This window comes from Pseudomonas sp. NPDC087804 (assembly GCF_044742965.1).
In the GTDB taxonomy this organism is placed as follows: domain Bacteria; phylum Pseudomonadota; class Gammaproteobacteria; order Pseudomonadales; family Pseudomonadaceae; genus Aquipseudomonas; species Aquipseudomonas rustica.
In genome coordinates, this window is the sequence record NZ_JBIUVN010000005.1 from 87,816 (window position 1) to 113,316 (window position 25,501).

At 59.5% G+C, this 25,501-nt stretch carries 24 protein-coding genes; 11 read left to right on the forward strand and 13 right to left on the reverse strand.

Going from position 1 to position 25,501, the window contains the following annotated elements:
* Positions 1-6 precede the first annotated feature (6 nt).
* Positions 7-831 carry an SDR family oxidoreductase gene (locus ACIOMO_RS11330; RefSeq protein WP_401240656.1) on the forward strand — a complete coding sequence of 275 codons (825 nt, stop codon included), beginning with the start codon at positions 7-9 and terminating at the stop codon, positions 829-831.
* A gap of 95 nt (positions 832-926) precedes the next feature.
* Here ACIOMO_RS11330 and ACIOMO_RS11335 read toward each other — a convergent pair whose 3' ends face one another.
* Positions 927-1,808, reverse strand: a complete 882-nt coding sequence (locus ACIOMO_RS11335; protein ID WP_401240659.1) for a LysR substrate-binding domain-containing protein — start codon at positions 1,806-1,808, stop codon at positions 927-929.
* Positions 1,809-1,917: 109 nt separating this feature from the next.
* Here ACIOMO_RS11335 and ACIOMO_RS11340 point away from each other — a divergent pair, with 109 nt between their 5' ends.
* From ACIOMO_RS11340 to ACIOMO_RS11350, 3 genes are all read left to right on the forward strand, one after another.
* Positions 1,918-3,288, forward strand: coding sequence for an MFS transporter (locus ACIOMO_RS11340; RefSeq protein WP_401240662.1), 1,371 nt, complete (start codon positions 1,918-1,920; stop codon positions 3,286-3,288).
* Positions 3,285-3,683 carry a DUF4440 domain-containing protein gene (locus tag ACIOMO_RS11345; protein WP_053117278.1) on the forward strand — a complete coding sequence of 133 codons (399 nt, stop codon included), beginning with the start codon at positions 3,285-3,287 and terminating at the stop codon, positions 3,681-3,683. Before ACIOMO_RS11340 ends, ACIOMO_RS11345 begins: the two co-directional genes overlap by 4 nt.
* A 171-nt stretch (positions 3,684-3,854) precedes the next feature.
* Entirely contained in the window at positions 3,855-5,147 is a 1,293-nt protein-coding gene (locus ACIOMO_RS11350; protein WP_401240665.1) for a hypothetical protein, read from the forward strand.
* Positions 5,148-5,199: 52 nt separating this feature from the next.
* Here ACIOMO_RS11350 and ACIOMO_RS11355 read toward each other — a convergent pair whose 3' ends face one another.
* The 4 genes from ACIOMO_RS11355 to ACIOMO_RS11370 all read right to left on the reverse strand — a co-directional run bounded on the left by ACIOMO_RS11355 (position 5,200) and on the right by ACIOMO_RS11370 (position 10,191).
* A complete protein-coding gene (locus ACIOMO_RS11355) occupies positions 5,200-6,060 on the reverse strand; it encodes an HlyD family secretion protein (RefSeq protein ID WP_053117274.1) in 861 nt (286 codons plus the stop codon).
* 10 nt (positions 6,061-6,070) lie between these two features.
* A complete protein-coding gene (locus ACIOMO_RS11360) occupies positions 6,071-6,271 on the reverse strand; it encodes a DUF1656 domain-containing protein (RefSeq protein WP_007914106.1) in 201 nt (66 codons plus the stop codon).
* Complete coding sequence (locus tag ACIOMO_RS11365) at positions 6,261-8,453, reverse strand: FUSC family protein (RefSeq protein WP_401240670.1); 2,193 nt, start codon at positions 8,451-8,453, stop codon at positions 6,261-6,263. Before ACIOMO_RS11365 ends, ACIOMO_RS11360 begins: the two co-directional genes overlap by 11 nt.
* Before the next feature lie 238 nt (positions 8,454-8,691).
* Positions 8,692-10,191 (reverse strand): efflux transporter outer membrane subunit, encoded by a 1,500-nt coding sequence (locus ACIOMO_RS11370; RefSeq protein WP_401240673.1) that lies wholly within the window; start codon positions 10,189-10,191, stop codon positions 8,692-8,694.
* Between the two features lie 279 nt (positions 10,192-10,470).
* Here ACIOMO_RS11370 and ACIOMO_RS11375 point away from each other — a divergent pair, with 279 nt between their 5' ends.
* Together ACIOMO_RS11375 and ACIOMO_RS11380 are read left to right on the forward strand one after the other, a co-directional pair.
* Entirely contained in the window at positions 10,471-11,439 is a 969-nt protein-coding gene (locus tag ACIOMO_RS11375; protein ID WP_008088899.1) for a LysR family transcriptional regulator, read from the forward strand.
* Between the two features lie 380 nt (positions 11,440-11,819).
* Complete coding sequence (locus ACIOMO_RS11380; RefSeq protein WP_401240676.1) at positions 11,820-12,194, forward strand: DUF6124 family protein; 375 nt, start codon at positions 11,820-11,822, stop codon at positions 12,192-12,194.
* Between the two features lie 91 nt (positions 12,195-12,285).
* On the opposite strand, the gene ACIOMO_RS11385 is transcribed toward ACIOMO_RS11380, so the two are convergent.
* Complete coding sequence (locus ACIOMO_RS11385; RefSeq protein ID WP_401240679.1) at positions 12,286-12,774, reverse strand: hypothetical protein; 489 nt, start codon at positions 12,772-12,774, stop codon at positions 12,286-12,288.
* 809 nt (positions 12,775-13,583) lie between these two features.
* Between ACIOMO_RS11385 and ACIOMO_RS11390 the strand changes: the two genes are divergently transcribed.
* Positions 13,584-14,558: a D-glycerate dehydrogenase gene (locus ACIOMO_RS11390; protein WP_053117267.1), complete on the forward strand. Its 975-nt coding sequence runs from the start codon at positions 13,584-13,586 to the stop codon at positions 14,556-14,558.
* A gap of 146 nt (positions 14,559-14,704) precedes the next feature.
* Positions 14,705-15,214 carry a DUF2165 family protein gene (locus tag ACIOMO_RS11395; protein WP_401240682.1) on the forward strand — a complete coding sequence of 170 codons (510 nt, stop codon included), beginning with the start codon at positions 14,705-14,707 and terminating at the stop codon, positions 15,212-15,214.
* A gap of 19 nt (positions 15,215-15,233) precedes the next feature.
* On the opposite strand, the gene ACIOMO_RS11400 is transcribed toward ACIOMO_RS11395, so the two are convergent.
* The gene (locus tag ACIOMO_RS11400; protein WP_159812200.1) at positions 15,234-16,136 is read right to left on the reverse strand and encodes a DMT family transporter; all 903 of its coding nucleotides are present in this window, start codon (positions 16,134-16,136) and stop codon (positions 15,234-15,236) included.
* A gap of 139 nt (positions 16,137-16,275) precedes the next feature.
* Here ACIOMO_RS11400 and ACIOMO_RS11405 point away from each other — a divergent pair, with 139 nt between their 5' ends.
* A complete protein-coding gene (locus ACIOMO_RS11405) occupies positions 16,276-17,151 on the forward strand; it encodes a helix-turn-helix domain-containing protein (protein WP_401240685.1) in 876 nt (291 codons plus the stop codon).
* 216 nt (positions 17,152-17,367) lie between these two features.
* Here ACIOMO_RS11405 and ACIOMO_RS11410 read toward each other — a convergent pair whose 3' ends face one another.
* From ACIOMO_RS11410 to ACIOMO_RS11435, 6 genes are all read right to left on the reverse strand, one after another.
* Positions 17,368-19,797: a TonB-dependent siderophore receptor gene (locus tag ACIOMO_RS11410; protein WP_401240688.1), complete on the reverse strand. Its 2,430-nt coding sequence runs from the start codon at positions 19,795-19,797 to the stop codon at positions 17,368-17,370.
* A gap of 198 nt (positions 19,798-19,995) precedes the next feature.
* Positions 19,996-20,985 (reverse strand): FecR family protein, encoded by a 990-nt coding sequence (locus ACIOMO_RS11415; protein WP_401240690.1) that lies wholly within the window; start codon positions 20,983-20,985, stop codon positions 19,996-19,998.
* On the reverse strand, positions 20,982-21,548 hold the full coding sequence (locus ACIOMO_RS11420) for an RNA polymerase sigma factor (RefSeq protein ID WP_053117255.1): 567 nt from the start codon (positions 21,546-21,548) through the stop codon (positions 20,982-20,984). The genes ACIOMO_RS11415 and ACIOMO_RS11420 overlap by 4 nt, the downstream gene beginning before the upstream one ends.
* A gap of 1 nt (position 21,549) precedes the next feature.
* Positions 21,550-21,876: a DUF3325 domain-containing protein gene (locus tag ACIOMO_RS11425; protein ID WP_053117253.1), complete on the reverse strand. Its 327-nt coding sequence runs from the start codon at positions 21,874-21,876 to the stop codon at positions 21,550-21,552.
* Positions 21,876-23,462, reverse strand: coding sequence for a PepSY-associated TM helix domain-containing protein (locus tag ACIOMO_RS11430; RefSeq protein ID WP_401240693.1), 1,587 nt, complete (start codon positions 23,460-23,462; stop codon positions 21,876-21,878). The genes ACIOMO_RS11425 and ACIOMO_RS11430 overlap by 1 nt, the downstream gene beginning before the upstream one ends.
* Entirely contained in the window at positions 23,459-23,764 is a 306-nt protein-coding gene (locus tag ACIOMO_RS11435) for a DUF3649 domain-containing protein (protein WP_053117249.1), read from the reverse strand. Before ACIOMO_RS11435 ends, ACIOMO_RS11430 begins: the two co-directional genes overlap by 4 nt.
* 186 nt (positions 23,765-23,950) lie before the next feature.
* On the opposite strand from ACIOMO_RS11435, the gene ACIOMO_RS11440 reads away from it, so the two are divergent.
* Positions 23,951-24,439: a sigma-70 family RNA polymerase sigma factor gene (locus ACIOMO_RS11440; protein WP_282355841.1), complete on the forward strand. Its 489-nt coding sequence runs from the start codon at positions 23,951-23,953 to the stop codon at positions 24,437-24,439.
* Positions 24,436-25,368 carry a DUF4880 domain-containing protein gene (locus ACIOMO_RS11445; protein WP_401240697.1) on the forward strand — a complete coding sequence of 311 codons (933 nt, stop codon included), beginning with the start codon at positions 24,436-24,438 and terminating at the stop codon, positions 25,366-25,368. The genes ACIOMO_RS11440 and ACIOMO_RS11445 overlap by 4 nt, the downstream gene beginning before the upstream one ends.
* Positions 25,369-25,501: the final 133 nt, after the last annotated feature.

Here is a 25,501-nt window from a genome sequence, read left to right on the forward strand (position 1 = left end):
TGCGCCATGCCCGTTGCGTTGATTACCGGTTGTTCCAGCGGCATCGGCCGCGCGCTTGCCGATGCATTTAAAACCGCGGGCTATGAGGTCTGGGCCAGTGCGCGCAAGGCTGACGATGTCGCTGCATTGAGTGCAGCCGGTTTTACCGCCGTGCAACTGGATGTCAACGACGGCGCGGCGCTGGCGCAACTCGGCGAGCGAATCAGTCAGGAGCATGGCGGAATCGATGTGCTGATCAACAACGCCGGTTATGGCGCGATGGGGCCGTTGCTCGACGGCGGTGTGCCGGCGATGCAACGGCAGTTCGAAACCAATGTGTTTTCCATAGTCGGCGTTACCCGCGCGTTGTTTCCGGTGCTGCGGCGGAGCAAGGGACTGGTGGTGAATATCGGCAGCGTGTCAGGGGTTTTGGTCACGCCGTTTGCCGGTGCTTACTGCGCCTCGAAAGCGGCGGTGCACGCATTGACCGATGCCTTGCGCATGGAACTGGCGCCGTTCGGCATTCGTGTGATGGAAGTGCAGCCGGGGGCGATTCAGTCGAGCTTCGCCAAGAATGCCGGGCATGAGGCCGAGCAATTGATCAATGAACAATCGCCGTGGTTTCCATTGCGTGAAGGCATTCGCGCGCGGGCCAAGGCTTCGCAGGATAAGCCAACGCCGGCTGCTGAGTTTGCCGCTGATTTGCTCAAGGCCGTGCGGCAGAGCAACCCGCCGCGCTTGATCCGCATTGGTAATGGCAGCCGGGCGTTGCCGCTGTTGGCGGCGTTGTTGCCGAAAGGGTTGCTGGAGTCGGTGTTGATGAAGCGGTTCGGGTTGGGTGGGGATCTGTAGGAGCTGCGGCACGCTGCGATCTGTTGATTTTGATGTTGATTTGAAGATAAAAAGATCGCAGCCTCGTTTCACTCGACAGCTCCTACAGGGAGTCGTTAGTTCCAGGTTTTCATGAAATCAATAAACGCCCGCACCTTCAGCGGCAAATGCCGGGTGTCCGGATACAGCGCGTACACCCCTTGCTGGGCAAAGCGGTAGTCGGGGAGCAAACGCACCAACCGCCCCGACTCCAAATCCTCCTGAATCAACCATTGCGGCAAAATCGCCACCCCTTGCCCGGTCAAGGCAAAGGCCCTGAGCGTCGCCGAGTTGTCCGCAACAATCGCAGTGGTTCCCGGTTTCGGCTGGTAGAAATGTTCTGCACCGTGCGGATCAGTCACCGTCATCTCCGGCACCCGCCCGTGCCCCAATGTCGGCATCGACTCCAGCACCGCCAGCATATCAACCGGCGCAAAACGCTCGACCAATCCCGGCGCTGCCACCGCAAACACCTCGAATGTCGACAACTGCACCGCACGCAAATTGGAGTCGTGCATACGCCCCAGACGAATCGCCATGTCGAACCGTTCGGAGATCAGATCGGCATGCGTCGAAGACGTCGACAGGTGAATATTCAACTGCGGTTGCTGCTGCCGAAACACCTCCAGCGCCGGCACCACTTGCGCCAGCGCGAACTCCACCGTCGTGGTAATCCGCAACGTGCCCTTGAGCTGTGAATGTTCCGAACGCGCTTCCTCAATGGCCAGTCGCGCTTCATCCAGCGTGCGCAAACAGCGTCGATAGAAGCGTTCGCCGGCGTCGGTCAGCGCCAGTTGCCGGGTGTTGCGCGTGAGCAAGGTCACGCCCAATTCCTCTTCCAGCCGCTTGAGATTGAAGCTCACCACCGCGCGAGTCTGGCCCAATGTGTCAGCGGCAGCGGTCAACGAACCGGCCTCGACCACGGCTTTGAAGGTGTCGAATCGATCCAGACTGACCATTGCCACGGCGCTCCTTGTCAAAATAATTTTGACAAACTAGCAGCCAAACCAGCGTTTTCCTATCACCAGAAGCGCCCTACCCTGCACGTCTCATCACAGGGAAGCTGCCATGGCTTATCGCTCGAAAGTCGCGCTGGTGTATCTGTTGGGGTTCGCCCTCGACTTGCTGAACATGTTCGTCGCCAGCATTGCCTACCCCGACATCGCCCAACAATTGCATGCCTCGGTGACGCAACTGGCGTGGATCACCAACGCCTACATGCTCGGGCTGACGCTGATCATTCCGCTGAGCGTGTGGCTGGCGGCACGGGTCGGCGAGCGACGGCTGATTCTCGCCTCGCTGCTGCTGTTCGGGATTGGCTCGGCGCTGGTGGCGCAAGCGGCATCGATCGAAAGCTTGATTGGCTGGCGCCTGCTGCAAGGGCTCGGTGGCGGGTTGTTGCTGCCGGTGGGTCAGGCGTTGGCGTATCGACAGTTTCCGCCATCGCAGCGCGCGCATTTCACCGGCGTGGTGTTACTGGTGGCGCTGATGGTGCCGGCACTGTCGCCGGCGGCGGGCGGATTGATCGTTCAGGCGTTGTCGTGGCGGTGGATTTTCTACCTCAATTTGCCGGTGGCGCTGCTCGCGTTTGGCCTGGGTCTGTTCTGGCTGAAAGCCGATCAGCCTTCGAGTGAACGCCCGACGCTGGATGCGCGCGGCTTGCTATTGGCGGCGACTGCGCTGAGTTTGTTGTTGATCGCCGTCAGCATGCTGAGCGAAGCCGACACCCGAATCCTCGGTCTCCTTGTCTTCGTGCTCAGCGTCCTGACCCTGTGCATTTATCTGCGAGACGGCTGGCGTAAACCCAACGCCATTCTCGATCTGCAACTGATCAAAAACCCCTCCCTGCGTCTGGCGATGCTGATCTACCTGTGCGTGCCCGGCGTGTTCACCGGCACCCACATGATCGCCGTGTTGTATCTGCACAACCTCGGCTTAGGCGCTGCGCAAACCGGTGCGTTGATGCTGCCATGGGCAGTGGGTTCGGGCGTGGCGATCATGCTCGGCAAACGCAGTTTCAATCGCCTGGGGCCGAAGCCGCTGTTGAGCGCCGGCATGCTCCTGCAATGCCTCGGTATCGTCTTGCTGATGCGCATCGAACAACCCGCCAGCACGCCGCTGATCATCGCCTACGGCCTGATGGGCCTGGGCGGCAGCCTGTGCAGCGTCACTGCGCAGACCTTGGCATTCGTCGGCATCGTGCCAGAAAAAATGGGCCACTCCAGTGCGCTGTGGAATATCAATCGTCAGCTTGGTTTTTGCCTCGGCGCGGCGTTGCTCAGCTCCTTGTTGGGGGCTTTGGGTGGTGAGGGTTTTCGCTACTGCTTCCTCGCTGCCGCGTTGCTGACGATGCTGCCGATGGTCAGTGTTTTGCGGTTCGATTCGACGGCAGTGCTCGCGCTGCTGACTCAAACTCCCCTCAAGGAAAAATCTACATGACCGACTACAGCGAATACTTTGATGAAGTGATTCAGGCACACGAAGCCATCGAGCGATGGTTTGCCTTGGAGGAAGAAGACGCAGCGCTGGAGAGATTACTGAACAGGTTTTCAGCCGAATTCTCCATGGTTTCGCCGTTGGGCCGGGTGTTGAATTTCGAGGCCTTGAGCGCGTTGTTTCGGATGGCTGGAGGGAAGAAACCCGGGTTCAGGATTGAGCTCAGTGAACTGCGCACGATTGCGCTGCACGAACGCGGGGCGACGGTGAGTTACCGAGAGCAGCAAACCGATGCAAGCGGGTCGTATACAGATCGGCGCTCGACGGTGGTTTTTGAAAAACACCCATCCGGGCGAGTGATCTGGCGACACTTGCAGGAGACGCTCTGCCAGGGCTGAAGCCGTCGGTCGCTACCTGTTACTTCTGACAGTAGACGTATCGAGAACATCAGCCGTAGTCTTTCAGAACAAGCACCCACAGTTTCCTGCGCAGTATCGAATGAATGGTGTCGTGTATGCCTTGTACCCCACGTTGAAAACACCACATCAATCGACAACGGCGGACAACTGATGACGCTTTCACATCCCAAGGCGAACCGGTCACCCGGCACGCCAGATCCAGCATTCGGCGACGAAGACAGCATTGCCTACCTGAGTAAATTACTGGATGACGATCCAGCATTCCAAGTGCTAGCCCTGTTCATGGGACTCAGTAGTGATCTACAAGGCAAGACGATCTTCAGTGCCTACGTGCATCACGAAGAACAGTACAAATATGTCATTGGACGCACCGACAGCGACGGCACTCTCGATCGGACGTTCGCCAACAATGGCATTTTATTGGGAAGCTTCAATTCCGGGGCGGCGTGTTCCGGCGGCAAGTTGGTGGTGCAGCAAAGCGAACCTGGACTTATCTACATGCAAGGCTGGACGGAAGGCCCTTCAGGTTGGGCTGATCTGGCGATTACGTGCGTCGATAAGCACGGTCAACCCAACCCCTCCTTTGGCAACAACGGCAGCGTTGTCATTGCAACGCCCGTGTACGAGGAACTGCTGACAAACTCCTGTACCTTGCAGATTCAGCCAGATGGCAAGCTGTTGGTCACCGCCAACTACTTACTGCGCCACAATGAGTTGCAGCTGACAACGGGCGTGGTTTTTCGTCTTCTATCAAATGGAGAACCTGACACGGGGTTCAATGGCAATGGTCGCTGGGAACTGAAAATACCTGATCCCCATGCCGCGACGGCCATCAATGGCTGCCTTTCTCAGGGTGACAATGTGGTCATTGCAGGCCATGTCCGTGCCCAGCCTGCGCACAACGTCGCGACGCTGGTACGGCTAAAGCACAACGGTGAGGTTGACAGGGATTTTGCCGATTCCTCAGGTTTTCACTTCGTGGATCTGCCCGATCATGGCTCACTGTTCAATACCGTAATCGAAAGAGCCGACCATAGCTTGATCGCTGCGGGCGAAGCCTTTACCCGAGGTGCTCCTCACCAGTTGGGCCTGCTGGTTGCGCTGACGCCCAATGGCAGCCCCCATCTCATGTTCAACCAGGGCAAACCGCTGCTGACCCAGTTCGATGCCGAGCGTGAAAATCATTGGAGCTGTGCACTGGTACAACCCGATAACAAAATTGTGGTTGCTGCTGCTTTTTGGTGGCCATTGCTTGCCCGCTTCAATGTGGACGGGAGCCTGGACACCACCTTCAACAGCACCGGCTACACCCCTGCGGACTTCACAATAAAAAGCGCGCCGGTTCAACTGGTCTCCCGTCAGGACGGGCGAATCATTGTCAGCGCCAACATCACCGGGGTTAATCCTGAGGGCATCGGCGTCATGAAATGTTTCCTCAGCTGAACCCGTCGCACCGTTGCCCCCCCGCCTACTAAAGGTGGGGGAACTCAGAGGATTACTCCACTCCCTGACTTACCACCACCGTGCAAGTAATCCCCGCCGCCAACAGAACCCCCTCCGGCACCTCATCAATGTGAATCCGCACCGGCACCCGCTGCGCCAACCGCACCCAGTTAAACGTCGGATTCACATCGGCGATCAGCTCGCGGCTTTCCGGGTTGTCGCGGTCGTAGATGCCGCGCGAAATACTTTCCACGTGGCCCTTGAGCACTTCGCCGCTCATCAATTGCATGTCGGCTTTATCTCCGACGCGAACGTGGGGCAGTTTGGTCTCTTCGAAGAAGCCGTAAACCCAGAACGAGTTCATGTCGACCACGGCCATTTTCGCTTCGCCGATACGGGCGTAATCACCGCGATGCACGTTGAGGTTGGTCACGTAACCGTCGACCGCCGCACGCACTTCGGTGCGTTTGAGGTTGAGTTCAGCAGCTTCCAGTTGCGCCTGCGCGTGTTGGTAATCGGCGAGCGCGGCGTCGGCGATGTTGCTGGCGTCGTCGCGGTTTTCCTTGGAGATCACCAGGTTGTCGAGGTCGGCGCGGCGATGGGCGTTGACCTTGCGCATCTCCCACGTCGACTTGCGCGAGGCGACCAGCGACTGCGCTTGTTTGACGGCGATGCGGTAGTGCTCGGGGTCGATCTGCATGAGCAAATCGCCCTTTTTCACCAGTTGGTTGTCGCGCACCGGCACGTCGATCACCTCGCCGGTAACGTCGGCGGCGACGTTGATGATGTCGGCGCGAACGCGACCATCGCGGGTCCACGGCGTGTTCATGTAGTGCTCCCACAACGTGCGGCCGATCCACAGCGCCAGGGCCAGCACCAGCAGGGTCGCGAGCAGGCTGAAAAACTTTTTCATGGGGACGTTCTCAACGGTAGACAGTCAGCGCCATGGCGCCGAACAGACAGGTAAAAAGACTCAGACGCAGCAGCGCCGGGTGCCAAAAAAAACGGTACAGATCGAAACCGGACAAGAACCGATCCACCGCCCAGGCCAGTGCCGCAGCGATGAAAAACATCAGGGTCATGGTCGGCATGTACACGCCGTGGAAGGCGATTTCACGAGGCATGGGCAAGTCCTTCGGGCTTGGCGACGGCGTAGGCAGCGAGCGGTGATTGCGGGTCGAGCAAGGAGGTGCGGATGAAGTGCAGATAGCTCTTCACCCGGCGCAATGCGGAGGTATCGAAATGCGGCGCGAACGGCTCATCGGTCGCGGCGACTCGGCTGATTGCGTGATCGACAGCGATCAGTGCGCGTTCAAGATTGCTGGAGTTGGGTTGCAGAAACAGCCGCACCAACGCGCGACCCATCACGCGAATTGCCTGGCGCCACGGCTGCGATTCGGCATAGGCCGGGTGCACCGGCAGGATCGCCTGTTCCTTGCGCAACTCGATGATCGCGTGGCCGACTTCGAGCACCACGAACATCCAGCGCAGCAGATTCTTTTGCACCTTAGGTTCCCCGGCCGCGAGACCATAAGCCTGATGCAGCAGATCGCGGGTGCGGCTCTCGAAGCTCGAGGCCAGGCCTTTTAGTTTGCCGCTGATTGCGTAAACCACTTGGCCGCGCAGATCCTGCTCCAGACGTTTCCACAGCCAGCGACTGTTCGGCGGCAGAATAATCGCCCCGGCAGCGGCACAGACCAGCATGCCCATGACCATGGCGATGTAGTCGTTAATGAAGGTGTAGGGGTTGTAGATCGTCAGGTTGTCCGGCACCGAACCGGTGCTGAAGAAGATCAGCAAACCAAGGCCGACACCGGCGTATTGCGGGCGCGACGTGAGGAACGAGCCGAGCACGATCACTGGCGCGAGCATCACGCACAGCAATGGAAAACCGTCGATCCACGGGAAGATGAAAAACATCTCGACGAAGCCGATCAGGGCACCGAGGAAGGTGCCGCAAGCCATCTGGAAAGCCATGCGTTTCGGGTTGGGTGTGGCAGCCGAAAGGCCCACGGTGGCGGCGGCGATCAGGGTCATCGTCGCGCCACTTGGCCATGCAGTGGCGACCCAATAACTGCCGAGCACCACCAGAATGAACGAGGCGCGTATGCCTGATGCCGCAGCGGCCCACCAGTTGGTTTGCGGGGTGAACGGTTCATCCCAGCGCTCGCGTTCGTGACGGTGATCGGCGAGTGACGCGTGGGTCTGTGCATAACTGTGCAGGTCGTCGACGAAGCGATAAAGCAGTTCGTACGCGGTGTGGAAATCCAGCTGCTCGGCTTCGCTCGGATCGGTGTCTTGAAAGATCGCGCGCAAGGTTCGCACGCGTGTCGGCAAACCTTCTTTGTAGGTTGCCAGCGCAGTTGCCAAACGGGCGGCATCGGGGCTGGTCAGGGCGCGGCCGCTGAAGCCGTCGAGCACTTCGGCGAGATCCTGCAGGCCCGGTCTGATCGCCGCGACCACGTGTTCTTCGCCGTTGACGCGCAGGCGTTCGAGCAACTGATGCAAGGCGTTAAAGCGTGTGGTGATGCCCATGAATTCGCTGTTCAAACGGCTCAGGCGACCGTTGCGTCGGCGCATGTGCGGGTCTTCGAATACCGTCACGCTGCGCAAGCCTTCGAGACCCACCGCTTCGGCGATAAAGCGCACGTTGCTCGCTTCAAAAGACTCGGCTTTGCTGCGCCCGCGCAGGCCATCGGTGACAAACAGCGCGAACACGCCGAAGCGCTGATACAAGGCGTTGCGCATGGCGGCGCTGGCGGTTTGCGGCAGGATCGCGGCGCTGATCACGGTCGCGCAAAGGATGCCCAGCGAGATTTCCAGCACGCGCCATACGGCGGCCATGAACGCGCCGTCCGGGTGAGCCAGCGCGGGCAAACCGACCATCGCGGCGGTGTAACCGGCAAGGACAAAACCGTAGGCGCGGAAGTTGCGGCAACGCGCGGCGCCGGCCGAACAGATGCCGACCCAGATCGCCAATGAGCCGAGAAACAGTTCAGTGTTTTGCGCGAACAAGGCGATCAGCGTGACCATCATCGCCGACCCGGCCAATGTGCCGAGGAAGCGATAGAAACTCTTGGCGAACACCTGGCCGCTCTGCGGCTGCATGACGATGAACACGGTGATCATCGCCGTGCGTGGTTGCGGCAGTTCCAGGCGCATGGCCAGCCACAGCGTGAGGAACGCGGCGAGCAACACCTTGAAAATGTAGACCCAGGTCACGCCATCGCTGCGCGCCCAGTCGAAAAATCCACGGCGCCATTCCAGGGAGTAGAGCCAGCGCAATGGTGCGGGCAAGGGAGTCATTAAATTCTGCTCAATGATCGAGAATTGAAGAATTTGTTACAGCGTACACAGCCCCTGTGGCGAGGGGATTTATCCCCGTTGGGTTGCGAAGCGGCCCCAAAACCTACGACCCGATTCCCACAGTCACACCGCGTGCACTGGCTTTGCGACGGCTGCGCCGCCGAACGGGGATAAATCCCCTCGCCACAGGGTTTGGGGTCAACTCCAAAGGAGGAAATTTCCAGCTGAGATTTTGGGTTCACCGCAGCAGTGCCGGGGTTTTCGGGGCCTGGGTTTTCTCGGCCGTCGGTACGTCGTTGCCGGCACCGAGGCCGCCACCCAGCGCAGTCACCAATTCGGCATGCGCACTGAGGCGCGCCGCCTGCACCTGCTGCTGCACTTGCTGTTGCTTGAACAGCAACGTCTGCGCATTGAGTACGTTGAGGTAATCAGTAAGCCCACGCTGATAAGCGATCATCGCGATGTCGTACGTCTTCTGCGCCGTGGCCACCGACTCGGCGGCAAAGCCTTGCTGCTTGTCCATCGATTCGCGGCGGATCAACTGGTCGGAAATGTTCTTCAGCGCATTCACCAGCGTCTGGTTGTAATGCGCCACGGCGATGTCGTAACCGGCGGAGGCTTCACCGAGTTCGGCACGCAAACGCCCACCGTCAAAGATCGGCAGCGAGATCGCCGGGCCGACGTTGTAGTTGAGTTTCTTGCCGGTCAAAAACTCCAGCGCGCCGCCACCCGTGGCCATGTAACCGAGGCTGCCGACCAGATCGACATTGGGATAAAACCCGGCATGCGCCACATCGATCCCGCGCGCCTGCGCCGCGACTTGCCAGCGACTGGCGACTACGTCCGGCCGCTGACCGAGCAATTCGGCGGGCAATGCTGACGGCAGTTTCAACTCAGCGCCAAGGGACAAAGTCGGGCGCTGCAACTGCGCGCCCTCCCCCGGCCCTTTACCCGCCAGCGCGGCAAGTTGATTACGACTGAGGGCGATCTCTTCATCCAGCGCATCGATTTGCCGATGGGTTTCCGGCAACGGTGTTTCGGCCTGACTGACTTCGAAATGCGTGCCGATCCCGCCGTTCAAACGCTTCTGCGCCAGATCGAGAATCTGTTGTTGCTGCGCAAGCGTCGCCGCGACGATGTCGCGCTGGGCGTAATGCAGCGACAGTTCGATGTAGGCGCGGACGATGTTGTTCTGCAATTCCAGCTGCGCCAGTCGCGCTTCGGCCGCGCTCATGTGCGCCAGATCCACCGCGCGCTCGCTGCTATTGCTTTCGCGGCCCCAGAGGTCGAGGGCGTAGCTGAAACCCAGCGCAGCGTTGTTATCCCAGGTCGTGGTGTTGGCCAGATCGCCGGGGCCGTAGAACTGATCGGTCGGCCAATTGTGGCGTTTTAACGTCGACTCGCCATTGATCTGCAACGACTCAGCCGCCTCGGCGACACCGGCCATGGCTTTCGCCTGACGCACTCGCGCAGCGGCTATGGCCATGCTCGGGCTGCATTGCACGGCGAGGTCGATCCAGCGATTCAGTTGCGGGTCGCCGTAGGCTTGCCACCATTGCGCGGTGGGCCAGTTGGCGTCACGGGCAGCGTGGGCGATGGCGTCGTCGGTGGCCAGTGAATTGGCCTCCAACGCCTCGCCCTGCGGGGCAATTCCGTCAGTTGAGATGCAGCCGCTGAGACCCAGGGTAAAAGCCAGAACACTGAGAGGCAAAAGCGCTCTGTTGATGCGACGCGGCACAGCTGCGAATTCCTGAGAAGAGGATAAGGCGGGGCTTGCTCTCTGTAGGAGCTGCCGCAGGCTGCGATCTTTTGACCTTGATTCCCTTAAAACAAAATCAAAAGATCGCAGCCTTCGGCAGCTCCTACAGGGATCGGCGCAATTCTATGGAAGGCCCTGTGCGGCGATAAGCTGGGATTTCTGTGAATCTTTGTTACGGTTAACGAGATAATCCCTTGGTCGGGGGTCTCGCCCCTGAAACTTCGTGTCACAATTTGCCATCTCCCTTGAGAGCACCCCATGGACACTTTGCAAAACATGCGCGCCTTCAGTTGCGTCGCCGAAGCCGGCAGCTTCACCGCCGCCGCCGTGCAACTCGACACCACCACCGCCAACGTCTCGCGCGCGGTCTCCAACCTGGAAGCCCACCTGCAAACCCGCTTGCTCAACCGCACCACTCGCCGCATCGCCCTGACCGAAGCGGGCAAGCGCTACCTGCTGCGCTGCGAACAGATCCTCGCCTACGTCGAAGAAGCCGAAGCCGAAGCCAGCGACGCCCACGCGCGCCCGGCCGGGCAGTTGAAAGTGCACACCATGACCGGCATCGGCCAGCACTTCGTCATCGACGCGATCGCCCGCTACCGCAAAACCCACCCGGACGTGACCTTCGACCTGACCCTGGCCAACCGCGTGCCGGACTTGCTCGACGAGGGCTACGACGTGTCCATCGTGCTCGCCAGCGAACTGCCCGATTCCGGTTTTGTTTCGCAGCGACTGGGCATCACCTACAGCATCGTCTGCGCCTCCCCGGCCTACGTGAAAGCCAACGGCGCCGCGCAAAAGCCCAGCGACTTGCTCAACCACGCGTGCCTGCGCCTGGTCAGCCCGGTGATCCCTTTGGAAAAATGGGCGTTCGACGGCCCGGAAGGTCAGGAAGTGGTCACCATCAACAGCTCACCGTTTCTGGTGAACTCCGCCGACGCGATGAAAACCGCGATCATCAGCGGCATGGGCCTGGGTGTGCTGCCGGTGTATGCGGCGATTGAAGGCTTGCGCAACGGCACGCTGGTGCGGGTGATGCCGAACTACCGCTCGCAGGAATTGAACCTGTATGCGATCTACCCGTCGCGGCAATATCTGGATGCGAAGATCAAAACGTGGGTCGAATACCTGCGCGGGTCGTTGCCAGAAATCCTCGCCGCACACCAAGCCGAACTGGCCGCCTACGAACTCAGCGGCACCCTCGCCGGCGCCCGAGTCGCCAACTGACGCTTAAACACCCCACGCCCCTGTAGGAGCTGCCGCAGGCTGCGATCTTTTGATCTTGCCGTTTAAAAATCAAAAGATCGCAGCCTACGGCAGCTCCTACAGAACGGGAATTTCGCGGATGTTTCCGACAGGTCGCGTCGGTTGTCTGTCGGAAGCGAGGTGGATAGGCTTTGGGTGTCGCTGACGAATCAGCGACCGGGCTTGGTCGCTCGGGTTTAGAATGGCGCACTTTTCAAGCTTGCTTAATGGCGAGCCGTGCGTGGGAGAGCTTCGGCTCTGCCGGGTTTCCATTCCCTGGTCGACCAACCCGCGTACGGTTCGCCACCCTATTGCTTGGTCGCAGTGCTTGGCGAACTCCACTTCCCGAATGGAGCTTCACCATGATCAAACCAACACCGAATCCCCCCGAACCCGAAAACACCACCCCCTACGAATTCCCCGGCTCAAAAAGATTCCACGAAGCCGCCGAACGCGCCCTCGACCACTACCTCAAACCCAACGCACTCACCCTGCGCTTCCACAAACCCACCACCATGTTCCAGATCGCCCCGGATCAGGACAACGAAAGCCTGCTGGTCCACGCCTGCGAATCCCTGGCCCAAGCCAGCCTCATGACCAGCGACATCGCCGCCTACATCGAACTCCCGCAGCGAAGAACGATTCTGGCGATCCAGCAAATCATCATGCTCGCCGAACTGGCGGTAAACCGGGCGCTGGATAACCACGAAATAGCCCAACCCCCAACCCACAACTGATTCCCCCGTGGGAGCGAGCCTGCTCGCGAAGACGTCAGCACACTCAATATTTCTGGCGTCTGACACACCGCTATCGCGAGCAGGCTCACTCCTACAATTGATCACCATCAGGGTTAGTCTCGTATTCCAAGCCTGAAACACCTCTGAACCCACCATGATCTTTGCGTGTAGGTGACGTACTGCCTTCGAACAATAGTTCAAAGCCACCTTCAAACGTCCCGTTAGTAATATCAAAGTCCACGTCAACGTATCCCGTTCCATGCAGCGCAGAATAAGGTTCAAAGCTATGCCCACCGCCTACCTTTTCATTGATTGAATAGATCATGTGAGAGACCTTTCCATCTTTTACAAATGGATGCCTGCCGTTTTCAATATCCGAGCTGAAGTAGAGAGTAAGACTCAGCCACTTATTCAGACTAAGCTCCTGTTTTACATCCAGCACCACCCATTTACTGTTTCGACCTACGATAAATTTTACGACCTTCCCGGAAAACGGTGCAAAGTCACCTATCAACGCATTTCCGCTACCTTGTACTGCCGACTGGGGATGATCATTTGTAAAAAACTCGTCATGTTCCATGTTTTAACCCTTCCAAGAAATTTAAGTGGCCCTACTTTCAACCGATTCTTCCCTCTCTTCGGGCAATTAACACCTGATACAAATGACAGTTTTTAAGTACGAGTTGCGATAAAAAATTGGAAAACCGAGTCAGACCTCTTGCAACCTCACAGAAAATGATCGGCTGTTATACCGCCTTCGCGAGCAAGCTCGCTCCCACAGGGGTTGAGTACAATTGAGAGATATTGGTAGGCCGGCAGGACGTCATCGCGAGCAGGCTCACTCCTACAGTTGAATTGTGTGCAGTCTGCAAGAAATGGGTCTGCTGTCAGGCCGCCTTCGCGAGCAAGCTCTGCTCCTACAAAAGCACAAGCAAGATCAAAAGATCGCAGCCTGCGGCAGCTCCTACACAGGATGAGCGCAAGCTCGACAAAGCTTTTGATCTTGATCCATGAGCGACGTCGGAAGGCTGAGTGGAGGGATTGATCCGGGGGTGGGAGCGCAGCGACCGTTTGGCGCAGCCAAACACAGCGAGAGGAGGTGCAGCGAAGCAAACCGTAGGCGCTGCCCCCGGATCAATCCCGCAGCGAAGGAACCCCGAGCCCCAGCGAGCGGGCCGAACGCAGGAGCAAGCGTTTTTTTGCTTACTTTTTTTAGGCGTTTGTAAAAAAAGTGAGTCGCCGTCAGGGCGAAACCCTAAGCCGCCGTTACCGAAGCAACGGATATACACCCAAAACCCCAAGAACATGGTCGGCCCAAAGGCCGCCAAGACACCCCAAAACAAAAATGTTAGCGTGCTTAGCATCAAGCCCGACAACGAGCCAAAACCAATGAAAAAAACTGTCCTGGCCTTCAGCCGCATCACCCCGCCAATGATCGAACGCCTGCAACAAGAGTTCGACGTCATCGTCCCCAACCCAAAAACCGGCGACATCAACGCCCAATTCAACGAAGCCCTGCCCCACGCCCACGGCCTCATCGGCGTCGGCCGCAAACTCGGCCAGGCCCAACTCGAAACCGCGACCAAACTCGAAGTCGTCTCCAGCGTCTCCGTCGGCTACGACAATTACGACCTCGACTACTTCAACCAACGCGGCATCATGCTCACCAACACCCCCGACGTCCTCACCGAAAGCACCGCCGACCTCGCCTTCGCCCTGATCATGAGCAGCGCCCGCCGCGTCGCCGAACTCGACGCCTGGACCAAGGCCGGCCAATGGCAAGCCAGCGTCGGCGCCCCGCTGTTCGGCAGCGACGTACACGGCAAAACCCTCGGCATCGTCGGCATGGGCAACATCGGCGCCGCCATCGCCCGCCGTGGCCACCTCGGCTTCAACATGCCGATCATCTACAGCGGCAACAGCCGCAAGACCGAACTCGAGCAACAACTCGGCGCCCAATTTCGCAGCCTCGACCAACTGCTCGCCGAAGCCGATTTCGTCTGCCTGGTGGTGCCACTCAGCGACAAAACCCGCCACCTCATCAGCCACCGCGAACTGGCCCTGATGAAACCAAGCGCCATCCTCGTCAACATCTCCCGTGGCCCGGTCGTCGACGAACCCGCCCTGATCGAAGCCCTGCAAAACAACCGCATTCGCGGCGCCGGTCTGGACGTCTACGAAAAAGAACCGCTGGCCGAATCGCCACTGTTCCAGCTGAAAAACGCCGTAACCCTGCCGCACATCGGCTCCGCAACCAACGAAACCCGCGAAGCCATGGCCAACCGTGCCCTCGCCAACCTGCGCAGCGCCCTGCTCGGCGAACGCCCGCAGGATCTGGTCAACCCACAAGTCTGGCGCGGATAGAAAAACGGGCAAGTGCAAAACTTGCACTTGCCCGCCACAACTTGACTACATAACTTGAAATTCAACTTTAGCCCTAATAAAAGTCAAGCGCTATAAGCTCTCCACACTATCGAATTAACGATAACGCGCTATGGAGAGCGAACACCTTGAACAACATGACCACCGAAAAACTTATCCGCTACAGCAAAATTATCTTGATGGCTTACATCAGCTTCTTTGGTCTGTTAGTGATCACCCATAACTTTACCGACTACAATTCAAACTACGAATACGTTGCTCACATCCTGAGCATGGACACCACCACCGCCAACGAAAACATTCTGTACCGGGCGATCGACTCACCGTATCTGCACCACCGGATCTACTGGTTCATCATTACGATGGAGGTCACGTACACCGTGCTCTGCCTGATGGGCACCTATCACTTGTACCGTAAGGTCAATGACTCGGCGGACGCTTTCCATGAAGCCAAGAAGTTCTCGATCATGGGCATAATGGTTGCCATCTTCATCTATTACGTCTGCCTGCAAACCGTCGGCGTCGAATGGTTCGACATGGACACTTCGCAATCATGGAATGCAAAAGACTGGGCTCGGCACATTGTTGACTTCATCTTCCCGGTAATGATTTATATCACCTTGAAAGTCGAGCGCTGATCAACAGCGCTCTTTCATATCAAGCTAACTTACCGTGCGGCGGAACCAAGACTGTTTTCGGTTTACGGAACACCAACACGTTCCCCAACATCACCAGCACCAGCCCGACCAGCGCCGGCGCCGTCCACTGATAACCTTCGGCAAACGCCGAAACGTTAAGCGCGACCACCGGGAACAGCACCGTGCAATACGCCGCGCGCTCCGGGCCCATGCGGCCGACCAGGGTCAGGTATGCGGTGAAACCGATCACTGAACCGGGAATAACAAGGTAGAGCAGCGCGCCGACGTAACGCGGCGACCAGTCCATGTCGAACGGAATGCCTTTGACCAGGCACCACACCGACAGCATCGCCGCGCCATACGCCATGCCCCAGGCATTGGTGGTCAGCGGCTTGAGGCCAGCTTTTTGCTGCAGGCTCGACAGCATGTTGCCCGCCGAAAAACACAAGGTGCCGCACAACGCCAAACCGAGTCCAAGCAAGGTTTGCGGACTGGCCTGATGCCCGGCCAGTTCAGGCCAGAACAGCATGCCCAGACCGAACAGCCCCAGCGCCCCGCCCATCAATACATTGCGCGCGATGCGCTGCCCAAAGAACACCCGCGCATTCAATGCATTCCACAAAGTTGCGGTGGAAAAAACCACCGCCACCAGACCGCTGGGGATCCACTGGCTCGCCGTCAGAAAACACATGAAGTTCACACAAAACAGGCACAAGCCCTGCGCCACACAAATCAAATGACCGCGACGGTTCATCGGTTGCAACCGACGGCTGAGCAGCAACAACACAAACAGCACCAGCGCCGCGAGGCCAAATCGATAAACAATCGACACCGGAATCGCCACCACCCCCAACTGCCATTTCAAGGCAATCCAGGTGGTGCCCCAGATCAGCACGGTCAGCAAATACAACGACAGGTTCATGGCGCTTACTCCTCAATAGGCCTTGAGTGTCTGCCGAGGCTTGCCCTGGGCGCTTGCAGATTCTTGCGCTTTTGTCCGGCAGTGGGCTGGCAGCGCGAAGTCTACGGAGTAGGATGCAAGGCGTTGGAGAGAACCGATCATGGCCGCAATCGATAACCTGCAAGTCTTTCAAGCCCTCAACCGCTCGCCGAACGCACGCCTTGTGCACAGCGCCGAGCTCGGTGACGGCTTGTCTGCAGCTTTGTGGACCAACCACCACGACGCGCAGGAATACGAAGCGCCGAGCCACCACACGCTGTCCTGCTACATCGCTGGCGGCACCGGCACTTTCCGTCGCGGCCAGCCGGGGCAAAAAGGCGGGCCGGACAAGCTGTGCATCCTGCCGGCCGATCACGAATCGGGCTGGGTGATCAACGGTGATATTCGTTTGGCGCACCTGTATTTCAGCGCTGAACAATTCGCCCTCGGTTGCGTCACGCTGCTTGATCGTGAGCCGCGTGAGATGCAATTGCGCGAGCAGACTTTTCTTGAAGATCCGCAACAGGCACAGCGCTTTCGGCAACTGCTGACGTTGAACTGGGCCGAGCCCGCCGAGCGCTTGCTGACCAGCAGCATTGCTCACGAATTGATCAGCCACACCTTGCTCAGCCAAGTCGGCGTGCGTCAGGGTTTGCGTTTGAAGGGTGGGCTGGCGCCGCATCAGCGTCGGCAATTGGTGGAGTTCATCGACAGCCAGTTGGCCGAGCCGATCAGCCTTGGGCAGTTGGCCGGATTATGTGCATTGTCGGAATATCACTTTGCGCGGATGTTCCGGGTGAGCTTTGGCTTGCCGCCGCATCAATACGTGCTGGCGCGACGTCTGGATCGGGCGCGGGCGTTATTGCGCGGTACGGCGTTGCCGTTGGGGGAGATTGCCCTGGCTTGCGGGTTTGCCAGTGCGAGCCACTTTACCAATCGATTCAAGCAGGTGTTGGGCGGAACGCCGGGGGAGTATCGGCAGGCGTTTTTGCGTTGAGGCCTGGTTCCCCTCACCCCAGCCCTCCCGAAACGTCGGACCGCCCAGAGGGAGAGGGGGCCGACCGAGGTGTCTGGCGTTGTACATCGACCTGTATAACCGAGTCGATTGTGGATTCGGTAAAGATCGATCACGTCGGCGGAGTTCTCCAATATCCCCCAATAAGTCCCCTCTCCCTCCGGGAGAGGGTTAGGGTGAGGGGCTTTTGATTTTGACTTAAAACTCCAACGTGCTGGACAACGAAACCTGCCGCGAATCCCCCATCGACACAAAGAACCGGCTCGCCGCCGACGTGTAGTAAGTGCGATCAAACAGGTTCTTCACATTCAGCTGAAACTTGACCTTCTGCCCTTCAACCTGGGTGTCGTAAGTCGCAAACGCATCCGCCACGGTATAGCTCGGCAGATCAAAATCATTCACCGCGTTACCCGCCCGCTCACCGACATACCGCGCCCCGGCACCGACGCGCAATTGATCGCCACCGATCACGCTGCCGAAGTCATACACCGCCGACAATGAGCCGCTATTCTTCGCCACGTTTTGCAGGCGCTTGCCTTTGTAGTCCGGGTCTTCCGTCACTTCGGCATCGGTGTAGGCGTAGCTGCCGATCATGCTCCAGCGCTCGCTCAACTGACCGCTCAAATCCAGTTCCAGACCGCGCGAACGCACTTCGCCAGCGGCGCTGTAAATCGTCGTTGGGCCTTCAGCATTGGCCACCAGCACGTTGCGTTTCTTGATGTCGAAAAGCGCGATATTGCCGGTGACTTGTCCTGGCAGATCGAGGCGCGCGCCCAGCTCCCACGACTTGGCTTCTTCCGGCGCGATGCTGCCGTCGAGCACGGTGCTGCTGCCGCTCAGCGGGGCGATGGTCGAGTTGGGTTTGAACGATTCGGTGTAGCTGCCGTAGAACGACAAAGCGTCGGTGTAGCGATACACCAGCCCCGCGCGCGGCACCCATTTCTGCCCGTTACTGTCGGTGTTGGCCTTGAACGGCACGCCTTTGCCGGCGTACTGGTCGTACTCCTGAAAGCGCCCGCCGGCGACCAGAATCCATTGATCGGTGAGGTGAATCGAGTCCTGCATAAACACCGAATCGCTGCGCAGTTCATCGGTCTGCGCGCTGTCGGCGGCACTGACCGTGGTGCCTTCGACTTCACGGCCATACACCGGATTGACGTAGCTGAAGGTGCTCAGGCTTTTCTGACGGATCAGGTCGGCGCGGTAGATCTTGCGGTACTCATCGTCGACGCCGAACACCAGGTCATGCTGCATGCCTAACACGTTGATCTTGCCTTCGAGGCTGGCGGTGGTGAAACGGTCGGTGCTGATCGCGTTTTGTGTGCCGTCCATGCTGCGGGTCAGCGTGCCTTTTTTAGTGTCGATGGCGGTGACGCGTACTTGGCTGGCGTCGTAGGTTTCGCGGTTCCAGCTGTAGCCGAAATGGGCTTTCCAGTCGTCGTTGAGTTCGTGGTCGGCTTCGAAGTGATAGAGATCCGAACGCCCTTCCATGTTGTTGAACGGCTCGTCGAGGCGCTCGTTGCGCGAGATATCCAGTGGATGATTGGTGCGCGGATCGATCACCGTGCCACGGTCGAACGGCGTGAGAAATTCGCGATGCTCGTAGGCGAACAACAGCTTGGTGCTTTCGCCGAACCAGGCCAGCGAGGGCGCGATCAGGGTTTGGCGGAGCGTGCCGAAATTGCGCCAGTAATCTTCGTCTTCGTGATCGAGCACCATGCGATAGGCCAGCCCGGAATCGCCCAGCGCACCGGTGCTGTCGAAAGTGCCGCCGCTGCCATTCTTGCCGTCGCCGTAGGTCGAGCCGCGCAGGGTCAGCGCGTTGTATTGCGCCAGTTCCGGCTTCTTGCTGACCATGTTGACCACACCGCCGGGGTCTTGAATGCCGTAGAGCAACGAGGCCGGGCCCTTGAGCACTTCGACGCGATCCACGGTAGCGTTCATGCCACGGCCCTGCACGATCGGCATGCCGTCGCGCATGATCGAGCCGTTACGGTTATCGCCAAAACCGCGCGTCATCACCGAGTCCTGCGTGCTGCCCAAGGTGTTGCCCTGAGTGATGCCGCTGACGTTGGCCAGTGCGTCGTCGAGATTGCGCGGCGCCTGATCGCGGATAACCTGCGCCGGGATGACGTTGACGGTCTGCGGGACTTCTTGCAGCGAGGCCGACGAGCGCATCACCGAACTGGTTTCCGGCGGCTGATAACTCAACGAATCGTCGCGCATCGAAGTGATGGTGGTGGCGCCGAGGTTCAGTGCGCCTGCGGTGGGCTGCGGCTCCAGTGCCAGGGTGTGGCTGTCGGTGCGGCGGAAACTCAGGCCGGAACCTGTGAGCAACTTTTGCAGGGCCTGTTCCGCGCTCATCTGGCCGTTGACCGCCGGGGCGGTGAGTCCGTACGGCGCTTCGTCGGTGTAGACCACGCTCTGCCCGGTGACGCGGCTGAAATCGCTCAAGGCTTGCGGCAGCGGTTTGGCGGCCAGGCTGAAAGTGAATAGCTTTTGCGGCTGGCTGCTGACGGTTTCAGCGGCGCGCGCCACGCTCATCGGCAACAGCGCCAATGCCGAAAAGCTCAACGCCGACGCGCCTAACCACTGTTTGACCGAACCCGATTTTGCCCTGGACTTCATGACTCATGACCTGTGTAGAACCGCAACGGATGCGAATGACTCGCAGTTTCAGTCACTACACGGATGGGGCCTGGGTTTACCTCATCACAATTTGAAAATATTTTTTCAGATCAAAAGATCGCAGCCTTCGGCAGCTCCTACAGGGGGATCGCATTTCAATGTAGGAGCTGCCGAAGGCTGCGATCTTTTGACTTTGCCTCAACGCAAAATAATCAAATGCCCCAACACCTGATGCTGCTCAAACCCCAACACCCCCTGCAAAGAATTCAACACCGCCTGCGGATCCTTGCTCGGAAAACTGCCACTGACCTTGCGCGCCGCCAACTCATCATTGAGCAGCACAATCCGCCCCGGGTAATACCGGCGCAAATCCTCCACCACGTCCCCCAGCGTCGACTTGTAATACGTCAGCCAACCCTGCCGCCAGGCCAGTTGCGCCTCGCTGTCCACGGCATGCAGTTTTTCCGCCGATCCCGCGCCGTAAGCGACTTGCTGCCCGGCCGTGAGAATCTGCTGTTCGCCATCACGATCCGCCGTCACCCCGACACGCCCGGACAACACCGTCACCTGCGCGCCATGCGCTTGCAGTCGCACCTCGAATTGCGTCCCAAGCACCCGCGCCTGGCCCTTCTCGGCCTCGACCACAAACGGTTCACCAGTGTGCGTAACCGTGAAAAATCCGGCGCCACGGCGCAACTGCACATGCCGCTCACCCCGGCTGAAATCCACTGCAATCGCACTGTCAGCATCGAGGGTAACTTGCGATTGATCGGCCAACGTCACCGTGCGAATTTCCCCCGGCGCGGAAACGTAATCCGCCCCCAGATCATCAATCCAGCGCTGCGGCTGCCACCCGGTGCCGAGGCTGATCATCAACAACAGACACGCGGCAATCGCCAGCGCACCCGACCACCGCAACAGCTGCGGACGACGCGGTCGATCCATCGCATCGAGATAATCCTGCAGCGCCAAAGCCTCTTCATCGGCCAATGTTCGCGCCGGGCCTTCGCTCAGCTCCCAGACCACTTGCGCCTGCGCATAAGCCTCGGCGTGCGCCGGATCGGCGCGTAGCCATTGGCTGAAGGTGAGTTGATCGCCCGCACTTGGCCGATCATGCAACAGGCTCAGCCAGGCGAATGCAGCCTGCTCCTGAGCCGGTGTCGGGGTGACGTAATCGGTTGGCTTCACGGTGCTTTCCCTGGCAGACGTGGCGCGGGTTCGCGCAGGCTGGCCTTGCAGGCCTCGAGGGCGCGCATCATATGTTTTTCCACGGCACTTTGGGACAGGCCCATGGCTTTGGCGATGTCGGCGTACTTGCGGCCGTGGATGCGATTGAGCAAAAAGATTTGTCGGGTGCGCTCGGGCAATGCACGCAACGCCGCTTCGACATGACGCAGATCATTGCCCGCTTCGAGCGCGGCTTGCGGCTCGCTGCCGTGGCTGTGCGGCTCATCCGGTTGCCAGCCCTCGTTGACTCGCGAGCGCGTACCTTCGCTGCGCAAATGGTCGATGGCGATGTTGCCGGCGCAACGTAAAAGATAAGTGCTGAGCTCTTCGACTTGCACCAGCGGCCGCCGCCAGAAACGCAAAAACAGATCCTGCACCAGATCCGCCGCTGTCGCCCGGCAGCCGACGCGCCGATTCACCAGCGCTTCCATCTGCGAACGCTGGGACAGAAATACCTGGAGAAAATGCGCACGCGCCCCGCGCGGTTCGTCGTCGCGGGATTCCGGAGGGAGACCGATCAGCACGTCAGCACTGCGCCCATGCCGCCACCGGGCTGGCCAACAGACTCAGCCCGGCGAGCGCCAACGCCAGACGCGGGCGATACGGCATCAGCAACACCAGCGTCAATGCGCTGAGCATCAGCACGGCGAACCAGTCGACCAGGCCAAAGCTCCAGCCGTTCACCGTCACCGCCGCCCACAGCGACAAACACAGCAACAACCATCCGCCGATTTTCAGCGCCTGACGACGCGAGGCCGAAGGTTTGTGCCCTAGCAATTCGTCGTGATGACGAGGCATCGACAGACACAACGCGGTGAACCCGGCATAGCACAGCAGCAGCGCCAGCAACATTAGTTCGCTCCCTGCTCAAGGGTGATCGCCCGAGCCTTTTCGCGACGAGGATTTTTCACGCTGACGGTGCTGCCGGCACGCTGCATTTTCCATGCGGCCCACGCCAGAAACAGGCCGGTGGCAAGGCAGGTCAGATCGAAACCGGCGAGCGTCCAATCGCTCTGCGTCAGGGTCGCCGCGAGATTCCACGGCGTGGTCAGCGCATTGATCACCGGCACGGCAGTAAACAGCAACGCGCCGCACGCCAGTTGCTCGACCCACGCCTTGCGCCCCGGTCGCAACAGCGCGTGAACCACGCTCAATCCCCAGGCGATAAAGAACGCATTCACTTCCCAATCCGCACGCCCGGCGAGGCCTGTCGGCAGCAGACGATTGGCCAGGAAAAACACCGCGATCGCCGTCACCAGCCCGGCCATGCTGGCGATGTTCAGCACTTCAACCAGCCGCAGTTCGAACGGCATCACACCGCTCTTCGCATGTTTCAGTTGACGCTTGCCGAGCCAGATCACCAGCCCGGTACCGATCATCGCGGTGCCGGCCAGCCCGCAAATAAAGTACAGCCAACGCAACACCGGCCCGGCGAAGTGGCCCATGTGCAACCCATAAAAAGCGCCGCCGACCGCCATGGCCATCGGCTGATTCGGTGTGCTGCCGAGCATCTGCCCGCTGACCCCGTTGAACGTCACCGCACGGCCGAAATCGTGCACCACGCCGTCGCCGGCACGCGACAGCACCACCGTCGCGTTGGCATCGCCCGGATTGTTCACCGACAGTCGCGCCGTATGGCCGCCCGACCATTGTTCGCTGGCCTTGGCCAACAGCGGTGCCATGGGCGCCAGCGCCTGCGCAATGTTGGCGCGTTCCGGGGTATTGGATGCAGGAAAAACCTCATCATAAAACTTGTTCACGTCGCTGCCGTACGACGCCAAAATGCTCGCCGGCATGACCATCGACATGAAAATCACCAGGCTGCTGTAGGTGATCATCAGGTGAAACGGCAGCACCAGCACGCCGACCGCGTTATGCCCGTCGAGCCAGGAGCGCTGGCCTTTGCGCGGACGGAAGGTGAAGAAGTCTTTGAAGATTTTTTTGTGGGTGATGATCCCGGTGATCAGCGCGACGAACATCACCATCGCGGCGATCGTCGCCAGCCAGCGCCCCCACGGATAGGGCATTTGCAGCTGAAAGTGGAAGCGGTAGAAGAACTCGCCGCCCATGCTTTCGCGGCCCTGCACTTCGCTGCCGGTTTGCGCGTCGAGGGTTTTCGATTCGAAGCGGCCGCGTTCGCCGGGTTTGCCCGGCGACTGCTGCCAGCGCACGGTCAGGCCGGGATCACGGGCGTCGGGCAAGTCGATCAACCAGCGCGAGGCGCCGGTGGCATGTTGCTGTAGATAATTTTGCGCCAGCGCCAGGCTCGCCTCGGCATTCAACGGTCGCGAGGGAATTTCAGGCTGCATCCAGTGCGTGGTTTCATCATTGAAATAGGCCAGCGTGCCGGTCAGAAAAATCGCGAACAGCAACCAGCCGAACACCAGCCCGACCCACGTGTGCAACCAGGCCATGGCCTGGCGAAAACCCTCTTTCATGCAAAGCCCAACCCGCGAGCAGCGCCGGAGATGGTCGCCAGAATCACGCTCGGCACTAGCAAACCGACCCACGCCGACCACGCCGTGCGGCAGGCAAAGCACCACAACACCGCCACCAGATAGACCAGAAACGAGACGGTCATGCCGGTCACCACGGCTTCGGCGCGGTTCAGCGGCAACCACATGGTCAGAGTGACACTGGCCAGCGCCGCGACCAGATAGCCGCCAAACACCGCCGCCAGCACCCGCGAGGTAACGGCCAGACGATAGGACATGGGAAGTGTGGCGAGTTTGGCTTTCATGTTTCGACCCTGAAACGAAAACGTCCGGCCGACAAGCCGAACAACAGTAGGGCAATATTAATGATAAATATTCTCATACGCAAAAGCATCTGATTGCCGGACACCGTCAGCGCACCCTACAATGCGAACAGTTCTTGTTCTCTAACGCACCTCTCTACCGCGTCAACAAAACGCCCGGAGTCACCGTTGTCGTCCGCCCATCCCGTCGAATCGCTCTATCAGGCCCACCACAACTGGCTGACCGGCTGGCTGCGGCGCAAACTCGGCTGCCCGGACAGCGCGGCGGATCTGGCGCAGGACACCTTCATCAAAGTGCTGACCGCTCGCGATCCACCGGTGATCATCGAGCCGCGCGCGTTCCTCACCACCCTCGCCAAGCGCGTGTTGTTCAATCATTACCGCCGGCAGGATCTGGAGCGCGCCTATCTCGACACTCTCGCGCAGATGCCGGAAATGCTCGCGCCGTCGGAAGAACACAAAGCGATCATCCTGCAAACCCTGATGGAGCTGGATGAGTTGCTCGACGGTTTGCCGCGCCAGGTCAAACGCGCGTTTTTGCTGGCGCAGGTCGATGGCCTGACTTATCCACAGATCGCCGCTGAACTCGGCATTTCTGTGGCCACGGTCAAACGTCATCTGAACAAAGCGGCGATGCGCTGCTACTTCGCCCTATGAATCGCGCGCCGGATTTTTCTTCGCAGGTGGCCGAACAGGCTGTGCACTGGCTGATGGAAATGCAGCAAGGCGCCTTGAGCCCGCGCCAGCAGATGGCGATGCAGCAATGGCTGGAGGCGCACAGCGAACATCGGCGGGCGTGGGAACACATTCAGCGGGTCAATCAGCGGTTGCGCGGGGTGTCTTCACCGCTGGCGCATGCGGCGTTGAACGGGCCGAAGTCGGGCAGTCGGCGTCAGGCGCTGAAATTGTTGCTGATTCTTGGCGCTGGTTCCGCTGCCACTTGGGGCATGCGCGAGCACAATCCGCTGCCGTCGCTGCTCGCCGATTACCGCAGCCCGGTTGGGCAACGGCGCAAGGTGGCGTTGGGTGCGGGCGATCAATTGCACCTCAACACGGCGAGTGCGGCTGACGTGCGGATTGATCAGCGTCTGATTCGTTTGCTTGAGGGAGAAATGCTCCTGACCGCGTCGCAAGCGTTTGAAGTGCGCACGGCGCAGGGTGTTCTGAAAACCCAGGGCGCGCGTCTTAATGTGCGGCAATTGGCCGATCGCACGCAGGTGGCGTTGTTTGAAGGGCGGGTCGAACTAAGCGCCGATGGGCGTGCGCCGATGCTGCTGCCGGTGGCTCGGCAACTGAGTTTTACCTCGACCTCCGTTGGTGAGGCGAAAGCGCTGGATGCCAACAGTGGAGCGTGGGTGGACGGCATGTTGGTGGCGGCGCATATGCGCTTGGGGGATTTCCTCGATGAACTCGGTCGCTATCGTCGTGGGCAGCTTAATTGCGACAGGAAGGTTGCTGATTTGATGATCTCCGGGACGTATCCGCTGGACGACAGTGAGCGGATTCTTGATCTGCTGGAAATCAGTTTGCCGGTGAAGGTGAAGCGCTTTACCCGGTATTGGGTGACCGTTGAGGCGCGGGTGTAAGGAACAAGATCAAAGGATCGCAGCCTTCGGCAGCTCCTACAGGAGATATGCATTGCAAATGTAGGAGCTGCCGCAGGCTGCGATCTTTTGATCCTTGAAAAATAAATGAGCCGTTTTTCAGATCTGGCGTGAC

Bases quoted from the DNA above. Each gene is read 5' to 3' on its own strand.
- ACIOMO_RS11330 (WP_401240656.1), top strand. From the start codon at position 7: ATGCCCGTTGCGTTGATTACCGGTTGTTCCAGCGGCATCGGCCGCGCG.
- ACIOMO_RS11335 (WP_401240659.1), bottom strand. From the start codon at position 1,808: ATGGTCAGTCTGGATCGATTCGACACCTTCAAAGCCGTGGTCGAGGCC.
- ACIOMO_RS11340 (WP_401240662.1), top strand. From the start codon at position 1,918: ATGGCTTATCGCTCGAAAGTCGCGCTGGTGTATCTGTTGGGGTTCGCC.
- ACIOMO_RS11345 (WP_053117278.1), top strand. From the start codon at position 3,285: ATGACCGACTACAGCGAATACTTTGATGAAGTGATTCAGGCACACGAA.
- ACIOMO_RS11350 (WP_401240665.1), top strand. From the start codon at position 3,855: ATGACGCTTTCACATCCCAAGGCGAACCGGTCACCCGGCACGCCAGAT.
- ACIOMO_RS11355 (WP_053117274.1), bottom strand. From the start codon at position 6,060: ATGAAAAAGTTTTTCAGCCTGCTCGCGACCCTGCTGGTGCTGGCCCTG.
- ACIOMO_RS11360 (WP_007914106.1), bottom strand. From the start codon at position 6,271: ATGCCTCGTGAAATCGCCTTCCACGGCGTGTACATGCCGACCATGACC.
- ACIOMO_RS11365 (WP_401240670.1), bottom strand. From the start codon at position 8,453: ATGACTCCCTTGCCCGCACCATTGCGCTGGCTCTACTCCCTGGAATGG.
- ACIOMO_RS11375 (WP_008088899.1), top strand. From the start codon at position 10,471: ATGGACACTTTGCAAAACATGCGCGCCTTCAGTTGCGTCGCCGAAGCC.
- ACIOMO_RS11380 (WP_401240676.1), top strand. From the start codon at position 11,820: ATGATCAAACCAACACCGAATCCCCCCGAACCCGAAAACACCACCCCC.
- ACIOMO_RS11385 (WP_401240679.1), bottom strand. From the start codon at position 12,774: ATGGAACATGACGAGTTTTTTACAAATGATCATCCCCAGTCGGCAGTA.
- ACIOMO_RS11390 (WP_053117267.1), top strand. From the start codon at position 13,584: ATGAAAAAAACTGTCCTGGCCTTCAGCCGCATCACCCCGCCAATGATC.
- ACIOMO_RS11400 (WP_159812200.1), bottom strand. From the start codon at position 16,136: ATGAACCTGTCGTTGTATTTGCTGACCGTGCTGATCTGGGGCACCACC.
- ACIOMO_RS11405 (WP_401240685.1), top strand. From the start codon at position 16,276: ATGGCCGCAATCGATAACCTGCAAGTCTTTCAAGCCCTCAACCGCTCG.
- ACIOMO_RS11410 (WP_401240688.1), bottom strand. From the start codon at position 19,797: ATGAAGTCCAGGGCAAAATCGGGTTCGGTCAAACAGTGGTTAGGCGCG.
- ACIOMO_RS11425 (WP_053117253.1), bottom strand. From the start codon at position 21,876: ATGTTGCTGGCGCTGCTGCTGTGCTATGCCGGGTTCACCGCGTTGTGT.
- ACIOMO_RS11430 (WP_401240693.1), bottom strand. From the start codon at position 23,462: ATGAAAGAGGGTTTTCGCCAGGCCATGGCCTGGTTGCACACGTGGGTC.
- ACIOMO_RS11435 (WP_053117249.1), bottom strand. From the start codon at position 23,764: ATGAAAGCCAAACTCGCCACACTTCCCATGTCCTATCGTCTGGCCGTT.
- ACIOMO_RS11445 (WP_401240697.1), top strand. From the start codon at position 24,436: ATGAATCGCGCGCCGGATTTTTCTTCGCAGGTGGCCGAACAGGCTGTG.